Annotated in this window: 14 protein-coding genes; 12 read left to right on the top strand and 2 right to left on the bottom strand. The window is 51.7% G+C overall.

All coding sequences use genetic code 11. The annotated features are described in order from the left end of the window. Positions 1–4 precede the first annotated feature (4 nt). The 7 genes from miaA to K7H08_RS02765 all read left to right on the top strand — a co-directional run bounded on the left by miaA (position 5) and on the right by K7H08_RS02765 (position 7,701). Positions 5–943: a tRNA (adenosine(37)-N6)-dimethylallyltransferase MiaA gene (miaA, locus tag K7H08_RS02795; RefSeq protein WP_231657126.1), complete on the top strand. Its 939-nt coding sequence runs from the start codon at positions 5–7 to the stop codon at positions 941–943. Between the two features lie 151 nt (positions 944–1,094). Continuing rightward, positions 1,095–1,343, top strand: coding sequence for an RNA chaperone Hfq (gene hfq / locus K7H08_RS02790; protein WP_009099947.1), 249 nt, complete (start codon positions 1,095–1,097; stop codon positions 1,341–1,343). Positions 1,344–1,379: 36 nt separating this feature from the next. After that, positions 1,380–2,690: a ribosome rescue GTPase HflX gene (gene hflX, locus K7H08_RS02785; protein WP_231657125.1), complete on the top strand. Its 1,311-nt coding sequence runs from the start codon at positions 1,380–1,382 to the stop codon at positions 2,688–2,690. A gap of 175 nt (positions 2,691–2,865) precedes the next feature. Beyond that, positions 2,866–4,128, top strand: coding sequence for an FtsH protease activity modulator HflK (gene hflK, locus K7H08_RS02780; RefSeq protein WP_231657124.1), 1,263 nt, complete (start codon positions 2,866–2,868; stop codon positions 4,126–4,128). After that, positions 4,129–5,013, top strand: coding sequence for a protease modulator HflC (gene hflC / locus K7H08_RS02775; RefSeq protein WP_089037614.1), 885 nt, complete (start codon positions 4,129–4,131; stop codon positions 5,011–5,013). Between the two features lie 199 nt (positions 5,014–5,212). Next, positions 5,213–6,406, top strand: coding sequence for an ATP phosphoribosyltransferase regulatory subunit (locus K7H08_RS02770; RefSeq protein WP_038485596.1), 1,194 nt, complete (start codon positions 5,213–5,215; stop codon positions 6,404–6,406). Further along, complete coding sequence (locus K7H08_RS02765) at positions 6,406–7,701, top strand: adenylosuccinate synthase (RefSeq protein WP_038485594.1); 1,296 nt, start codon at positions 6,406–6,408, stop codon at positions 7,699–7,701. Before K7H08_RS02770 ends, K7H08_RS02765 begins: the two co-directional genes overlap by 1 nt. A 131-nt stretch (positions 7,702–7,832) precedes the next feature. On the opposite strand, the gene cobO is transcribed toward K7H08_RS02765, so the two are convergent. After that, positions 7,833–8,432, bottom strand: a complete 600-nt coding sequence (gene cobO / locus K7H08_RS02760; protein WP_038485592.1) for a cob(I)yrinic acid a,c-diamide adenosyltransferase — start codon at positions 8,430–8,432, stop codon at positions 7,833–7,835. Between the two features lie 223 nt (positions 8,433–8,655). Between cobO and K7H08_RS02755 the strand changes: the two genes are divergently transcribed. The 4 genes from K7H08_RS02755 to K7H08_RS02740 all read left to right on the top strand — a co-directional run bounded on the left by K7H08_RS02755 (position 8,656) and on the right by K7H08_RS02740 (position 13,637). Further along, positions 8,656–9,141, top strand: coding sequence for a YajQ family cyclic di-GMP-binding protein (locus tag K7H08_RS02755; protein ID WP_038485589.1), 486 nt, complete (start codon positions 8,656–8,658; stop codon positions 9,139–9,141). Positions 9,142–9,225: 84 nt separating this feature from the next. Next, positions 9,226–11,856, top strand: a complete 2,631-nt coding sequence (pepN, locus tag K7H08_RS02750) for an aminopeptidase N (RefSeq protein WP_231657123.1) — start codon at positions 9,226–9,228, stop codon at positions 11,854–11,856. A 39-nt stretch (positions 11,857–11,895) separates the two neighbouring features. Further along, on the top strand, positions 11,896–12,855 hold the full coding sequence (gene yegS / locus K7H08_RS02745; protein ID WP_231657122.1) for a lipid kinase YegS: 960 nt from the start codon (positions 11,896–11,898) through the stop codon (positions 12,853–12,855). 41 nt (positions 12,856–12,896) lie between these two features. Beyond that, positions 12,897–13,637 (top strand): hypothetical protein, encoded by a 741-nt coding sequence (locus tag K7H08_RS02740; protein WP_120386762.1) that lies wholly within the window; start codon positions 12,897–12,899, stop codon positions 13,635–13,637. 70 nt (positions 13,638–13,707) lie between these two features. Here the strand turns inward: K7H08_RS02740 and K7H08_RS02735 are convergent, their stop codons facing one another. Next, positions 13,708–13,911 carry a cold-shock protein gene (locus K7H08_RS02735; protein WP_009721950.1) on the bottom strand — a complete coding sequence of 68 codons (204 nt, stop codon included), beginning with the start codon at positions 13,909–13,911 and terminating at the stop codon, positions 13,708–13,710. Between the two features lie 135 nt (positions 13,912–14,046). Here K7H08_RS02735 and K7H08_RS02730 point away from each other — a divergent pair, with 135 nt between their 5' ends. Continuing rightward, the gene (locus tag K7H08_RS02730; protein WP_038485575.1) at positions 14,047–14,703 is read left to right on the top strand and encodes a LysE family translocator; all 657 of its coding nucleotides are present in this window, start codon (positions 14,047–14,049) and stop codon (positions 14,701–14,703) included. Positions 14,704–14,727: the final 24 nt, after the last annotated feature.

Genomic DNA, 14,727 nt, shown 5'->3' with positions numbered 1-14,727 from the left:
GCAGATGGTTGACACACGCCCCTGGGCGATTTTTCTAATGGGGCCCACGGCAGCTGGTAAAACCGACACGGCGATGGCTCTGCATGAGCGTTTGGGGCATGAGCTGATCAGCGTCGACTCAGCGATGGTATATCGCGGGATGGATATTGGCAGTGCTAAGCCGAGTGCTGCCGAGTTGGCGCGTGCGCCGCATCGTTTGATTGATATTCGTGATCCGTCTGAGCCGTATTCAGCCGCTGATTTTCGGGAAGACGCGCTGCAGGAGATGCGGCAAATCAGCGCGGCAGGCAGCGTGCCATTATTGGTTGGCGGGACGATGCTCTACTTTAAGCGTCTGGTGGAAGGCGTTGCTAACTTGCCTGCCGCAGACACCGCCATACGTCAACGGTTGGAAGCTGTTCGGCAGAATGAAGGGTTGGCAGCGCTTCATCGTATGCTGGCTGAAGTGGATGCCGATTCAGCGCAGCGCATACATCCCAATGATCCACAGCGCTTAATGCGCGCGCTTGAAGTATATTATGTAAGTGGGCGTCCTATGAGTGAGCTATGGGCGGAACAGCAGCCAGAAACCTTTCCCTGGCGGGTGATGTCGATAGCGTTAGCCCCTAGTGATCGCCAATTGCTACACAACCGCATTGCGGTGCGCTTCAAAACAATGTTGGCTGAGGGCTTGATAGATGAAGTAGCCGCCCTCAAACAACGATCTGACATTCATCTTGGCTTGCCAGCAATGAAGAGTGTTGGCTATCGTCAAGTATGGGAGCACTTAGACGGTAAGTACGACGAAAACGAGTTGATTGAACGTGGCGTGATAGCAACTCGCCAGCTCGCTAAGCGGCAGCTTACGTGGTTAAGAAGTTGGCCGTCGCTTACGTGGGTAGACTCACAGCAGCCTGACGTACTGGATAAGGTGCTGAAATTCGTGCGTGAAAGCGGTGCTTAGCGTAAGATAGTGATTTCGTAAGCAAGTGTTTTCGAGTGGCCGGCTGGCTCTTTTGACAACCCCAGGCCTTTCGGGCAACAAGATTGCGGCGCAGCACCAGTAGGGCGCGCCATTTATAACCAACCCCAACGACAGTTTTAGGGAGAGCAACATGTCCAAAGGGCAGTCCCTTCAAGACCCGTACCTGAACATTTTGCGCAAGGAGCGCATTCCGGTCTCTATTTTCCTGGTGAACGGCATTAAATTGCAGGGCCAGATTGAATCATTTGACCAGTTTGTCATTTTATTGCGCAATACCGTCAGTCAGATGGTTTATAAACACGCTATTTCCACGGTAGTGCCTTCGCGCAACGTGCGTTTGCCGGCACAAGATCCAGCCGCGCCCGACGCGGACATCTAACACCGTTGGATAGCTAGAGAGTCCACGAGGTATTGATTGTTTTTTGAGCGCCCAGATGCCGGTGAAACGGCAGTACTTGTTCACGTTGACTTTCATGATGAGCAAGCACGTGAAGACCCGGGTGAGTTCTTAGAGCTCGTGCGCTCTGCTGGCGCAGAGCCCGCGACATTACTCACTGCTAGCCGACAGCGCCCTGACTCCCGAACGTTTATCGGGTCAGGCAAGTTGGAGGAGCTGCGAGCACTGCTCGCAGCTCACCAAGCAGAACTGGTAATCTTCAACCATAGCTTAAGCCCCTCCCAAGAGCGCAACCTTGAGCATGAGCTCAAGTGTCGAGTGCTTGATCGTACCGGTTTAATACTCGATATTTTCGCGCAGCGGGCACGAACCCATGAGGGTAAGCTGCAGGTAGAGCTTGCCCAGCTTGAATATATGTCTACTCGCCTAGTGCGCGGCTGGACCCACTTAGAGCGTCAGAAGGGCGGTATCGGTTTACGCGGCCCTGGTGAAACGCAGTTAGAAACCGACCGTCGTTTGCTGCGCGGGCGCATTAAGTCGATTCATAAACGGCTCGATAAAGTACGCAGCCAGCGCGACCAGAACCGCCGCGCACGTTCACGTGCCGAGATTCACAGCGTTTCATTAGTTGGCTATACCAATGCCGGTAAATCGACGCTGTTTAACGCGCTTACCAATGCTGAGGTATACGCAGCTGACCAGTTATTTGCCACGCTTGACCCGACACTTCGTCGTCTTGAAATTGCAGACGTTGGCCCTGTGGTGATGGCCGATACAGTTGGTTTTATTCGCCATCTGCCTCACAAGTTGGTTGAAGCTTTCCGAGCAACGCTTCAAGAGGCTGCGGAAGCATCGCTGTTGGTGCATGTAATAGATGCTGCTGATCCTGATCGTGATGCCAACGTTGAGCAAGTCGATCGTGTACTCAAAGAGATAGGCGCTGATAGCGTGCCAGTTCTCAAGGTCATGAATAAAATCGACCGTCTTGATAGTGCACCGCGAATTGAGCGCGATGGCCACGGCGTTCCTGAGGTTGTGTGGCTCTCAGCTCAGCAAGGGCAAGGCCTTGATTTGCTGCATGAGGCGCTAACCGAACGTTTAGCAAATGATGTTATTGGCTTTTCGCTTACACTCTCTTCGGAGCAGGGTAAGCTGCGTGCTGGTCTACATGAGTTGAACGCAGTTCGAGAAGAATATTTTGATGAGCAAGGACAGTCTGTTTTAGACGTGCGCTTGCCTAGGCGTGATTTCAATCAGCTCATGGCTCAACTTGGTGAGCGTGCTAATACCTATTTACCCGTCGCTTTACGCGAAATTGACGAGTGGTAGTCACGTAGGCTGCATCGCATATATAGGCTTAAATATAAATGAGCTTGGGTATGTGAAGCCTATGTGAACTCGGGTAGAAGTATGGTACAAAATTTATATAGTAATAATATTAAAAGCACCGTGCCTTGCTAACTGTGAGGCTAAGTGCAGGTGAACACCTGAGTGGAGAAGATGTATGGCCTGGAATGAGCCTGGTGGTGGCAACCAGCACGACCCCTGGAGCAGTGGTGGCCGACGTGGTAATAACGGCGGTGATCGCGGTGGAAGTAATGGTGGAGGTAATAATGGTGGCAATAATCAAGGTCCGCCCGACCTCGATGAAGCACTAAAGAAATTCCAAGATAAGTTAAACGGAATGCTGGGTGGCGGTGGCAAAAAAAGCAGTGGCGGTAACGGGAGTGGTAAAAGCGGTGGTGGTAAGCCGCGTAACTCTCTAGCGCTACCTGGTTTGCTGGTCGTTGTCGCTTTAGCTATCTGGGCCGCATCCGGTTTTTATCTGGTCGACCAGTCTGAGCGTGGCGTCGTGCTGCGTTTTGGTGAGTATCAGGGCATCGTAGACCCAGGCCTGCAGTGGAATCCGCCGCTAATTGACGATGTTCGTATGGTGAACGTGACCCGTGTTCGGTCAGTTTCCCAAACGCAGTCTATGTTGACGCGTGATGAAAACATCGTTGAAGTGGAAATTTCTGCTCAGTATCAAGTGGCTAATCCCCGTGACTTCGTATTAAACGTACGCGATCCAGCACTTTCTATCGAGAATGCCTTGGACTCCGCCTTGCGTCACGTTGTCGGTGGCACTGACATGATCGACATTTTAACCTCTGGTCGTGAAATTTTAGGTAGCTCTGTGGCAAGCCGCCTTCAATCTTATTTGGATGCTTACGGCGCTGGTATTCGTCTCCAGACAATTAACATTGAGTCAACCTCTGCGCCTGCACCCGTTATCGATGCTTTCGATGACGTTATTCGTGCACGTGAAGATCGTCAGCGTACGATCAACGAAGGGATGGCCTACGCTAATGCCATTATCCCGGCGGCTCAAGGCCAAGCGCAGCGTGTCGTTGAGCAAGGTCAAGGTTATAGAGAGTCGGTCGTGGCTGAAGCGCAAGGTCAGGCTAACCGCTTTAACGCATTGTTGACCGAGTACCGCAACGCGCCTGACATCATGCGTGAGCGTATGTACCTGGATGCGATTGAAGACGTCTTTGGGAATACTCCCAAGGTACTGCTGGATGTAAGTGAAAATGCGCCTTTGATGTATTTGCCATTAGATCAAATGCGTGGCGGTAGCGCCGCTGGCAGTAATGCTTCTTCCAGTAACAGTGGTGATGGTAGTAGTGAGTCGATTGATCCGCGGGTGCTTGATTCGTTGCGGGGAAGCCAGAGTGGCTCCTCATCCTCGTCATCAAGTAACCCCATTCGCAGGGAGGGCCGCTAAATGATTAATAATCGATCCCTGCTAATCGTAGGTGGCTTGGCCGCTGTGGCTTGGCTAGCTAGTAATAGCTTGTATGTAGTGGATGAAACTGAGCGTGCCGTTAAGCTGCGTTTTGGTGAAGTCATCGAAGAGAATATTCAGCCAGGACTGCATGTCAAAATACCGATCGCGCAAACGATTCGTAAATTCGATACGCGTCTGCTGACTCTTGATACTGATACCAGCCGTTATCTGACCCTTGAGCAGAAAGCGGTTATTGTCGACTCTTACGTCAAGTGGCAGGTGATAAATCCCACGCGTTACTACGAGGCGACTGCAGGCGATGAAATGATGGCGATTCGCCTGATTCAGCCGCGCGTAGATGAAAGTTTACGTAACGAGTTTGGTCGCTTGAATCTTCAGGAAATTATCGCCGAACGTCGCGATGATCTGATGACAGGGCCTACCGCTGAACTAGATGAGCTGATGCGTGATGAGCTTGGTGTGGCGATACGTGACATTCGCATCAAGCGTATCGACTTGCCAGAAGATGTATCGGCAGCGGTATTCGAGCGGATGCGTTCTGAGCGTGAGCGTGAAGCTCGTGAATGGCGTGCGCAAGGTCAGGAAGAGGCTGAGCGTATTCGCGCTAACGCAGATCGTCGGCGTCAGGTACTGCTCGCCCAGGCCAATGAGCGTTCTGAAACGCTGCGTGGTGAAGGCGATGCAGAAGCAGCGGCAATTTTCTCCCAGGCTTATGGTCAGGATCAGGAATTCTTCGCTTTCTGGCGCAGTTTGAACGCTTATCGTGAAAGCTTCGCAGGTGATAACAACCTGCTGGTGCTGGAGCCGGATAGTGATTTCTTCCGCTATTTGCGTAGTGCGGTTCCTAGTAACGGAGAGTAGTTATATGTGTGCTCAGCCCCGCAAGGTTATGCAGTCCTAGCGGGGTTCATCTGGCGCACAAACGTGATAGACTTAATTAACCGGGCGTCGCCCGGTTTTTTTGTGGCCCTCATTTCACTAGCGCTTGTCCATGAACGCCTAAAACGCGTCATGATGTAGCTGCTTGTTTGGGCCTTCATTGTCTCGCAGGATTGTTCACATGACCATCGCTGACCGCTGGCTATTGCCCGACGGCATGGATGAGGTGCTGCCGCCTCAGGCAAGCCGCATGGAAGAGCTGCGCCGTGCGCTGCTTGATCTCTACCATTGCTGGGGCTACGACCAAGTAATGCCGCCGCCGGTGGAGTTTTTGGACTCCTTGCTTACCGGTACCGGTACCGATCTAGATCTTCAGACGTTTAAATTAACTGACCAACTAACGGGTCGCATGATGGGGGCATCTGCCGATGTAACTCCTCAGGTGGCGCGTATGGATGCCCACTCGCTGAAGCGGCAAGGGCCGGTTCGATTATGCTACTGCACGAATGTTCTGCGCGCTAAAGCCGACCAGCACCAGGGGGGGAGAAGCCCTGTGCAGGTAGGGGTCGAGCTGTTTGGTCACGCAGGTTTAGAAGCTGACAGTGAAATTATTCATTTGGCACTGGCCAGCTTAAAAGCAGCGGGCGCTGATGAAATTCACCTGGCGCTGGGCCATATTGGCATTTATCGTAGCTTTGTCGAGGCAGCTGCGCTTAGCGATGAGCAGGAGCGGGCGCTGTTTGAAGCACTGGCGCTGAAATCGCCGGGCCAGTTAGCTGAGCTCGTTCACCGCAGTGTCAGCGACCCAGCCTTGGCAGATATGCTGATAGCGCTTGGTGAGCTGCATGGTGATGCAAGTGTGTTAGGGCAAGCACGAGACCGTTTTGCCGGTGCCCCCGCACCGGTGAGGGCGGCACTTGACCAGTTGGAAGCACTCTATAAAGGTGTATTGGCGCGCTTTGACGTTTCGCTCTATTTTGATTTAGCGGAGCTGCGTGGTTATCAGTACCACACTGGTATGATGTTTGCTGCCTATGTGCCTGGTTATGGCCATGCATTGGCCAAAGGTGGGCGTTATGATGACACTGGCCGTGCTTTTGGTCGTGCGCGTCCGGCGACCGGTTTTTCTATGGATTTAAAACAATTGGCATCCCTGGCTCTGGCTTCACCCAGCCAGGGGGCTGTTTGGGCGCCTGCCCAAGAAGAAGAGTCGCTTAACGCTGCCATTGCTGCGCTGCGTGAGCAGGGTGAACGCGTGATTCAAGCGCTGCCTGGGCAGCGTACTGGGCCGGCGGAGCACAGTTGTGACCGCCGTCTTGAGTTTATTGACGGTCGTTGGCAGACAATGACCCTGACACAAGAGACGAGTGCATAATGGGTAAGAATGTCGTAGTCCTGGGTACCCAATGGGGTGATGAAGGCAAGGGCAAGATTGTTGACCTGCTCACCGAATCAGCCTCAGCAGTGGTGCGCTTTCAAGGCGGTCATAACGCAGGCCATACCTTGGTGATTGACGGTGAGAAAACGGTTCTTCACCTGATTCCCTCTGGTGTGCTGCGTCCAGGTAAAACCTGTGTGATCGGTAATGGCGTCGTATTGTCGCCTGAAGCGCTGATCAAAGAGATCCGTGAGCTTGAAGAGAAGGGCGTGCCGGTACGTGAGCGCTTGCGCCTGTCACCAGCTTGTCCGTTAATCCTGCCTTACCATGTGCGTTTGGATCAAGCACGTGAAAAAGCGCGCGGCATTGCTAAGATCGGCACCACTGGTCGTGGAATCGGGCCAGCTTACGAGGATAAAGTTGCCCGTCGTGGTCTGCGTTTAGGCGATATGCTTCACCGTGAGCGTTTTGCCTCGAAGCTTGGTGAGGTATTGGACTACCACAACTTTGTGTTGGTGAACTATCACGGCGAGCCGGCGGTGGACTTCCAGGAAGTACTGGATACCGCTATGCAGATGGCCGAAGAGCTACGGCCTATGGTCACAGACACCGTTAGTATGGTGCACGATCTGCGTAAAGCCGGTGAGAACATCCTATTTGAAGGTGCTCAAGGCTCGCTGTTGGATATTGATCACGGTACCTATCCCTACGTCACCAGCTCTAATACCACCGCTGGCGGAACGGCTACCGGTTCAGGTGTTGGCCCGCTTTACCTGGACTACGTACTAGGTATCACCAAAGCCTATACTACCCGCGTTGGCTCTGGCCCATTCCCGACCGAGCTTTTTGACGACCATGGCCGTCATTTAGCCGAGCGTGGGCATGAGTTTGGAGCAACCACGGGTCGCGCGCGCCGTTGTGGCTGGTTTGACGCCGTAGCGTTGCGTCATGCGGTGCAGATCAACTCAGTCTCTGGTATCTGCTTAACCAAGCTTGATGTTTTGGATGGCCTGGAAAATATTCGTGTGTGCGTGGGCTATCGTAGTAAAGATGGCGATGTGCTAGATAATCCGGTTGATTCAGAAGGCTACGAAGCTGTTGAGCCGCTGTACCATGATCTACCGGGCTGGAAAGAATCTACCCTGGGCGCCAAGAAAGTTGAGGATCTGCCTGCCAATGCACGTGCATACATCAGCTTCTTAGAAGAGCAGGTAGGTACCAGCATTGATATTATCTCAACTGGCCCTGACCGTATGGAAACCATTGTCCTGCGTAACCCGTTTGAAGACTAAGCTAGCATTCATGCATAAATAATTTGTGTGTTTGTAAGCTGCTGAGATGATTGAGTAGTTGAAAAAATTGAGTAGCTGAAAAAAGGGGCGATTAAATCGCCCCTTTTTGCTTTTTAGCATCCGTATTAAAACTAGAAGTCGATGCCGCGACGGGCTTGCAGGCCATTGTTAAACGCGTGCCGTACCTCTTGCATCTCTGTCACTGTATCCGCCATTGCCACTAAATCTCGATGAGCATTGCGTCCGGTAATAATCACCGTTTGTTCTTGCGGTCGATTGATCAGTGCTTGCTTAACCGTATCAATATCTAAATAACCGAACTTCAACATGTAAGTAATTTCATCCAGGACAACAAGATAGGTCGCTGGGTCTGCGAGCATTTTTTCAGCTTCTTGCCATACTGCTTGGCAAGCTTGGGTATCTGACTCGCGATTCTGGGTATCCCAGGTAAAGCCCGTGGCCATGATGGCAACACTGAGGTTTGCGTCTTCCTCTAGCCGATTGCGTTCACCGCACTCCCATAATCCCTTAATAAATTGCACGACACCAACTTTATAGCCATAGCCAAGCGAGCGAGTGACGGTGCCCCAGGCGGCAGTCGTTTTACCTTTGCCATTGCCCGTATTTATCAGCAACAGCCCACGCTGCTCGGTAGCGTTGGCCACTTTCTCGTCAACGCGGGCTTTCAGTTTTTCCATCGACGCTTTGTGACGTGCATCGCGATCGCTCATGGTCGGTATCCATCGGCAAGTGATTAAGTAAATGATGGCTAGGTTAATTCATCCAGCGGCAATTTAATATTGCTGTGGTTAAGTTTTGTATAGTTAATGGATAATTCTGTTCAAGTTTTGGGGGTGCCGAAGTTAGCGCTGCAAGACACATTATGTAAGAAATTGGCCGGGTGGGGGCTAGCTGCTCTAGAATAGTGGGTCATGTCTTACTAGGAATGATGCCATGCCCTCATTTGATATTGTGTCAGAGTTTGATCAGCACGAAGCGTCCAATGCTATCGACCAAGCAAATCGTGAAGTGCAGTCGCGCTTTGATTTCAAAGGTGTTGATGCCAGCTTTTCACTTGAAGGAGAGAAAGTTCAGCTTGAGGCTGAGGTTGATTTCCAACTAAAGCAAATGCTCGATGTGTTGCGCAATCGGCTGATTGCACGTGGAATTGATGCCCGTTGTATGGATATTCAAGACCCGGTGTTGTCTGGTGTGAAAGCCCGACAGGAGGTCGTTCTAAAGCAGGGGCTTGATCAGGCTGAAGCAAAAGATGTGGTTAAGCGTATCAAAGCCAGCAAGCTAAAAGTACAGGCTCAGATTCAGGGTGAAAAAGTGCGCGTTACGGGTAAAAAACGCGACGATCTTCAGAGCGTGATGGCGCTTTTACGTGGCGAAGAGGGGCCTGAACTACCATTACAATTTGATAACTTCCGTGATTAATTAACTCGATCGACAGTAATACGATGGTGCAGCGTTAGGCGCTGCCTCATCAAATAATTTATAAGCTTACAGGAGTCACGCACTATGTCTGATCCGCAGCCGGTTTATTTAAGCGACTACCAGCCGCCCGCCTACCTAGTTACCCATACCGAGCTGACGTTTGATCTTGACCCTGCAGCAACCCGCGTAAAAGCACGTCTGCAAATAGAGCGTCATCCAAGCGCTGATTCACAAGCGCCGTTAGTGCTTAACGGTGAACATCTGACGCTGATATCACTCGCTATCGATGGTAGCCCTTTGGCTGATGCTGCGTATCAGTTAACGGATGAGGTGCTGCACATAGCGGATGTGCCAGAGACCTTCATGCTGGAGAGTGAGGTGGAGCTAGCTCCCAGCAGCAATACTGCGTTGGAAGGGCTGTACCAATCTAACGGCATGTATTGCACCCAGTGTGAAGCAGAAGGCTTTCGGCGAATTACTTATTACCCCGATCGTCCTGATGTGATGGCCACTTTTAAGGTAACGGTGATTGGTAACGCCACCAGTGAACCAGTGCTACTCGCCAATGGTAATCCTGTTGATCAAGGTGCATTGGAAAATGGCCGCCACTTTGCGACCTGGGAAGACCCGCACCCGAAACCCTGCTATCTGTTCGCTTTAGTTGCCGGGAATTTGCATAAAGTGGAAGATTCTTTTGAGACTGTGAGCGGCCGCAACGTGACGCTGCAGTTATGGGTCGAGCAAGAAAACCTAGATAAAACCGAACATGCGATGGCCTCTCTTAAGCGTGCTATGGCATGGGACGAACAGACCTATGGCCGTGAATACGACCTTGATCTGTTTATGATTGTGGCAGTGAATGATTTCAATATGGGGGCAATGGAAAACAAAGGGCTTAATATATTTAACTCCGCTGCGGTATTAACTCATCCCAATACCGCGACGGACGCAGCCTTCCAAAATGTGGAAGGGATTGTTGCCCATGAATATTTCCACAACTGGTCAGGCAATCGAGTGACTTGCCGTGATTGGTTCCAGCTCTCTTTAAAGGAAGGTTTTACTGTATTTCGTGATCAGTGCTTTTCCGCCGATACCAACTCGGCTCCCGTTAAGCGCATTCAAGATGTGTCGTTTTTCCGCACTGCTCAGTTCGCTGAAGATGCTGGGCCAACGGCGCATCCGATCCGGCCAGACCACTTTATTGAAATCACCAACTTTTACACCCTGACGATTTACGAAAAGGGCGCAGAGGTTGTGCGCATGCTGCGTAATTTACTGGGTTGGGAAGACTTCCGTCGCGGCTCAGATCTTTATTTTGAACGTTTTGATGGGCAGGCAGTGACCATTGAAGACTTTGTGGGCTGCATGGCCGAGGTGTCTGATGTAGACCTTAGCCAATTTATGCGTTGGTACTCCCAGGCAGGCACGCCTGAAATCGATGCGCATGGTGAATACGACTATGCCCATGGAGAGTATTATCTCACTCTGCGCCAACGTACCCCCGCGACTCCTGGGCAATCAGACAAGCTACCGTTACACATTCCCATACGTATGGGGCTAGTGGGCACCAAGTCGGGACAGGACCTGACATTAACACTGTCAGGTGAGAAGCTAGGTAACGACGCTGTTATTCATCTCACTGAAGATGAGCAGACGTTTGTCTTTACTGATGTTGCTGAAGCGCCTGTTCCTTCACTGCTGCGCGATTTTTCTGCACCCGTAAAGCTACACTTTCCCTATTCGCGTGAAGACCTTGCGTTTTTGCTGACGCATGACAGCGATGGCTTTAACCGTTGGGATGCCGGTCAGCGGCTTGCTATGCTGGCGTTAGATGATCTAATCGCTGCACATCGTAATGGTGTTGAAAAGGTCATGGACAGCCGTGTTGTGGAAGCCTTTAGAACGCTGCTTACTAGTGCTATGAGCGATAAAGCGGTGCTGGCAGAAATGCTGACGCTACCCTCTGAAGCCTATATTGCCGAGCAGCAGCCGATTGTAGATGTGGACGCAATACACGCTGCTCGCGAATTCGTGCGCCAGTCGTTAGCCGTTGCGCTGCGTGATGAATTTGTCGCCGTGTATAAAGCGAACCAAAGCGATAAACCCTACGCGCCAACGCCTGAACAGATCGCCCAGCGTAGCCTCAAAAACGTCGCCTTAACTTATTTAATGGCGATTGAGGACGAAGAGGGCATTACGTTTTGCGAAACGCAGTTTGCTGCGGAACATAACATGACCGATGTTCGTCATGCGCTGACCTTGTTGGTTCATAGTGACCGTGATGATATCGCGTCTCCAGCACTGAAGGCCTTTGGCGAAAAATGGGCACATGACCCGTTGGTTATGGATCAGTGGTTCACCATACAGGTGTCACGCCCGCAGCCAGATGTTCTTGAACGTGTTCAATATCTAATGCAGCACCCAGCATTTTCAATTAAGAACCCTAATAAAGTGCGTGCCCTGGTCGGAGCATTTGCCCAAAATCGGATTAATTTCCATCGTTTAGATGGTAAAGGATACGCGCTGTTAGCCGATGTGGTGATTGAGCTAAATCGCCTGAATCCCGAAATAGCCGCACGGCTGGTGACACCGTTAACCCGTTGGCAGCGTTTCGACGAAGAACGTCAGCAGTTAATGCGCGATGAGCTTGTGCGTATTAAGCAGGAGCCTTTATCGTCAAACGTATTCGAAGTTGTTGAGAAAGCGCTGGCATAAGGTAAGCCAGCGAACTAACCATGGAGAGGGAATGCGCCGGTGACAGATACACAGCAGCACTATTTACTGATTATTAACGGTAAGTCTGCCGGTAACCCGGCGCTGCGCGAAGCTGTTGAAGAGCAGCGCAAGGCAGGGATGTCGATCATCGTACGTTCGACCTGGGAAGGCGGCGATGCCGCTGAGTTCGCTGCCCAAGCGGTCGAGCTGGGCGCTACGCGGGTCATTGCCTGTGGTGGCGATGGTACCGTTAATGAAGTGGTTAACGGACTCATGCGGATTGCTCATGATCTGCGACCAGCACTAGGCATTGTGCCGTTAGGCAGTGCCAACGATTTTGCTACTTCCCTCGGTTTGCCGCTGGAGCCAGGGCCAGCCCTTGAGGCTGCAAGGCACTTGTCTCCATCGCCGATTGATGTGATCAGAATGACCGCTCAGTCAGGCGCAGAAGAAGCGGTTAGTTATTACGTCAACATGACAACTGGCGGATTTGGTGCCGAAATTACCTCATCAACCCCTAAAACGCTAAAGCGCATGTTAGGTGGTGGCGCATACTCCCTAATGGGCGCTTTGAAAGCATGGCGGCACCGTAGTTATTGCGGCACGTTGCATTGGGGGGACCAGCAGCAAGAAGCGTCGCTGTTACTTCTCGCGCTGGGCAATGGTCGCCAATCTGGCGGCGGGCAAGTATTAGCGCCAAGAGCTAAGCTCGACGATGGCCGTTTCGATGTGCTACTGGTCAAGGACTTTTCATCAGCGGCAGAGTTGCCGACGTTGCTGAGTGAGTTGCAGCAGTTTCCAGCCGAAGGGCGCTTTGTGCGCTATTTTACCGCCAGCCAGCTGTCGGTAACAACTCAGCCAGATGATGAACCTTGGCCGTTAACCTTAGATGGAGAGGCGCGTCGCTATGAGCGATTTTGCGTCGAAGTAGTGCCGCTTGCGCTGAAAGTGCTGCTGCCGGAAGGGTGCTCACTATTGACGGCTAATGATCGCCACTAAGTGTTTTTTATTATTTGAATCACTGTTAAGGAGAAAATCCAATGGTAAATCGCTTTTGGATGCCGCTACTAGCCAGTCTCGCGCTGCTGCTAAGCGCCTGCGGCGACGCACAGGAAGATACTACGACTACAAATGAGCAGGACACCTCTAGCAGTGACGTGGATGCTCAACAAGCACCTACTGCTGCAGATGGCAGCGAAGAGACGGATGAAGCCGCTAGTGCGGATGATATCGAAGAGGACATTGAAGCGCGCCAAGCGGCAGAGGAGCTAGAGGAAGCAGAGGCACTGAGAGATGACAGTAATGATGCATCGGAAGCCTCAATCTCGCCCAATAACGAAGAGGTGCAGGCGGATGAAGACACGCTTGCAGCGGACCCTGAAGATGCTCTCGATGAAGCCAGTGCTATGCCTGGCGAAACCACTCGTTCAGATGTCGATGACGTTATTGCTGAGACCGAGCGCCGTTTTGAAGAAGCCCAGCGCCGCTTAGATGAGCAGTTTAAAGAAGTCGAGCAGCAGACACCGGCCTTGGAGCCGATGGATGGCGACGCTCCAGCTCCAAGTTGGGAAACGGAGTCCAGCTTACCCGGTACGTCTGACTTAGATGATAATTTGGAAGCTACCGACGTAGATGCGCTGATTGAAGACACTGAGAGACGTTTTGAAGAAGCGCAAAAGCGTTTAGAAGAGCAGTTTGAGGCCCTCGAGAGTGAGCAGCCGATCAGTGAAAGTATAGACAGTGTTGGTGAGGAGCAAGAAGCTGAGCGTGCCCAGGAGTAATGTGCTTACATAATCAGTGAATATGAATAAGGCCCGCTGCATGAGTGGGCCTTGTTTTATTCCTCTGGCGTTAGACCGGACGAATGTTAGAAGCCTGAAGGCCTTTTTTACCCTGTGTTACCTCAAAGCTGACTTTTTGACCGTCTTGCAGGGTCTTGAAACCTTCAGCTTGAATTTCGGAGAAGTGGGCAAATAGATCGTCACCGCCGTCATCAGGAGAGATGAAGCCGTAACCTTTGGTCTCGTTGAACCACTTGACAGTGCCAGTCGCCATCGTCCATATCCTTAACATGCTTAATGATTGGGCAAGCATCCATTGTGAATGCCTGCCAAAATTAATGTAGAAGCAAATAGTTCAGGCGTCCAGTTGCGGACTTAAGATTTTTTAACTTTTGGTGGGCTTCCTCTCATGACGCAAATCGGCTTTATCGATGCTCAGTTTGTCTCGTTCCTTGTGGCGATAACGCTGCTATCAATAAGCCCTGGCGTTGATACGCTGCTTGTCATCCGCAACACTGCCCGCGGTGGTGTTCGAGATGGTGTTGCAACAAGTATTGCTATTTGCTGCGGACTGTTCGTCCATGCGACTATTTCAGCGCTGGGTATTTCACTGATACTGCTGCAGTCGGCCTGGGCATTTCATATGCTAAAACTGGTGGGGGCGGCTTACCTGATTTGGCTGGGTGTCTCCAGCTTGCTGGCGGCGCGTCGTGGCACCCCCTTGCCTGTTCAAGGCGTGATGACAAGCGGCTCACCAGTGCCATTTTGGCAACCTATCAAAGAAGGCCTGCTGTCCAATGTCTTGAACCCCAAAACCGTGGTGTTCTACATGGCATTTTTACCCCAATTTATTTCGCCTTCTGATCCAGCACTGCTGAAATCATTATGGCTTGCGGGGGTTCATTTCGTGATTGCCAATATCTGGCAAATTAGCGTAGTGCTAATGGTGGGTGGGGCAAGTAAGTGGTTGGCCAGCGCTCGTTTTGCACAAACGCTCAATGCCGCTACCGGTGTGGTGCTGGTGGTATTTGGCGTTCGTTTAGCGCTAGAGCAGCGCCCGGTATAACCGGGCGCTGTATCAGTGGAGGGT

The sequence above is a fragment of the Halomonas sp. IOP_6 genome (assembly GCF_021151565.1).
Lineage (GTDB): Bacteria > Pseudomonadota > Gammaproteobacteria > Pseudomonadales > Halomonadaceae > Vreelandella > Vreelandella alkaliphila.
Note: the sequence above shows the minus strand (reverse complement) of the source record. Positions and strands in the feature narration are given on the sequence as shown.

What these genes read in the sequence shown, in the direction of transcription:
- miaA (WP_231657126.1), top strand. Translation starts at nt 5, where the DNA reads ATGGTTGACACACGCCCCTGGGCGATTTTTCTAATGGGGCCCACGGCA.
- hfq (WP_009099947.1), top strand. Translation starts at nt 1,095, where the DNA reads ATGTCCAAAGGGCAGTCCCTTCAAGACCCGTACCTGAACATTTTGCGC.
- hflK (WP_231657124.1), top strand. Translation starts at nt 2,866, where the DNA reads ATGGCCTGGAATGAGCCTGGTGGTGGCAACCAGCACGACCCCTGGAGC.
- hflC (WP_089037614.1), top strand. Translation starts at nt 4,129, where the DNA reads ATGATTAATAATCGATCCCTGCTAATCGTAGGTGGCTTGGCCGCTGTG.
- K7H08_RS02770 (WP_038485596.1), top strand. Translation starts at nt 5,213, where the DNA reads ATGACCATCGCTGACCGCTGGCTATTGCCCGACGGCATGGATGAGGTG.
- K7H08_RS02765 (WP_038485594.1), top strand. Translation starts at nt 6,406, where the DNA reads ATGGGTAAGAATGTCGTAGTCCTGGGTACCCAATGGGGTGATGAAGGC.
- cobO (WP_038485592.1), bottom strand. Translation starts at nt 8,432, where the DNA reads ATGAGCGATCGCGATGCACGTCACAAAGCGTCGATGGAAAAACTGAAA.
- K7H08_RS02755 (WP_038485589.1), top strand. Translation starts at nt 8,656, where the DNA reads ATGCCCTCATTTGATATTGTGTCAGAGTTTGATCAGCACGAAGCGTCC.
- pepN (WP_231657123.1), top strand. Translation starts at nt 9,226, where the DNA reads ATGTCTGATCCGCAGCCGGTTTATTTAAGCGACTACCAGCCGCCCGCC.
- K7H08_RS02740 (WP_120386762.1), top strand. Translation starts at nt 12,897, where the DNA reads ATGGTAAATCGCTTTTGGATGCCGCTACTAGCCAGTCTCGCGCTGCTG.
- K7H08_RS02735 (WP_009721950.1), bottom strand. Translation starts at nt 13,911, where the DNA reads ATGGCGACTGGCACTGTCAAGTGGTTCAACGAGACCAAAGGTTACGGC.
- K7H08_RS02730 (WP_038485575.1), top strand. Translation starts at nt 14,047, where the DNA reads ATGACGCAAATCGGCTTTATCGATGCTCAGTTTGTCTCGTTCCTTGTG.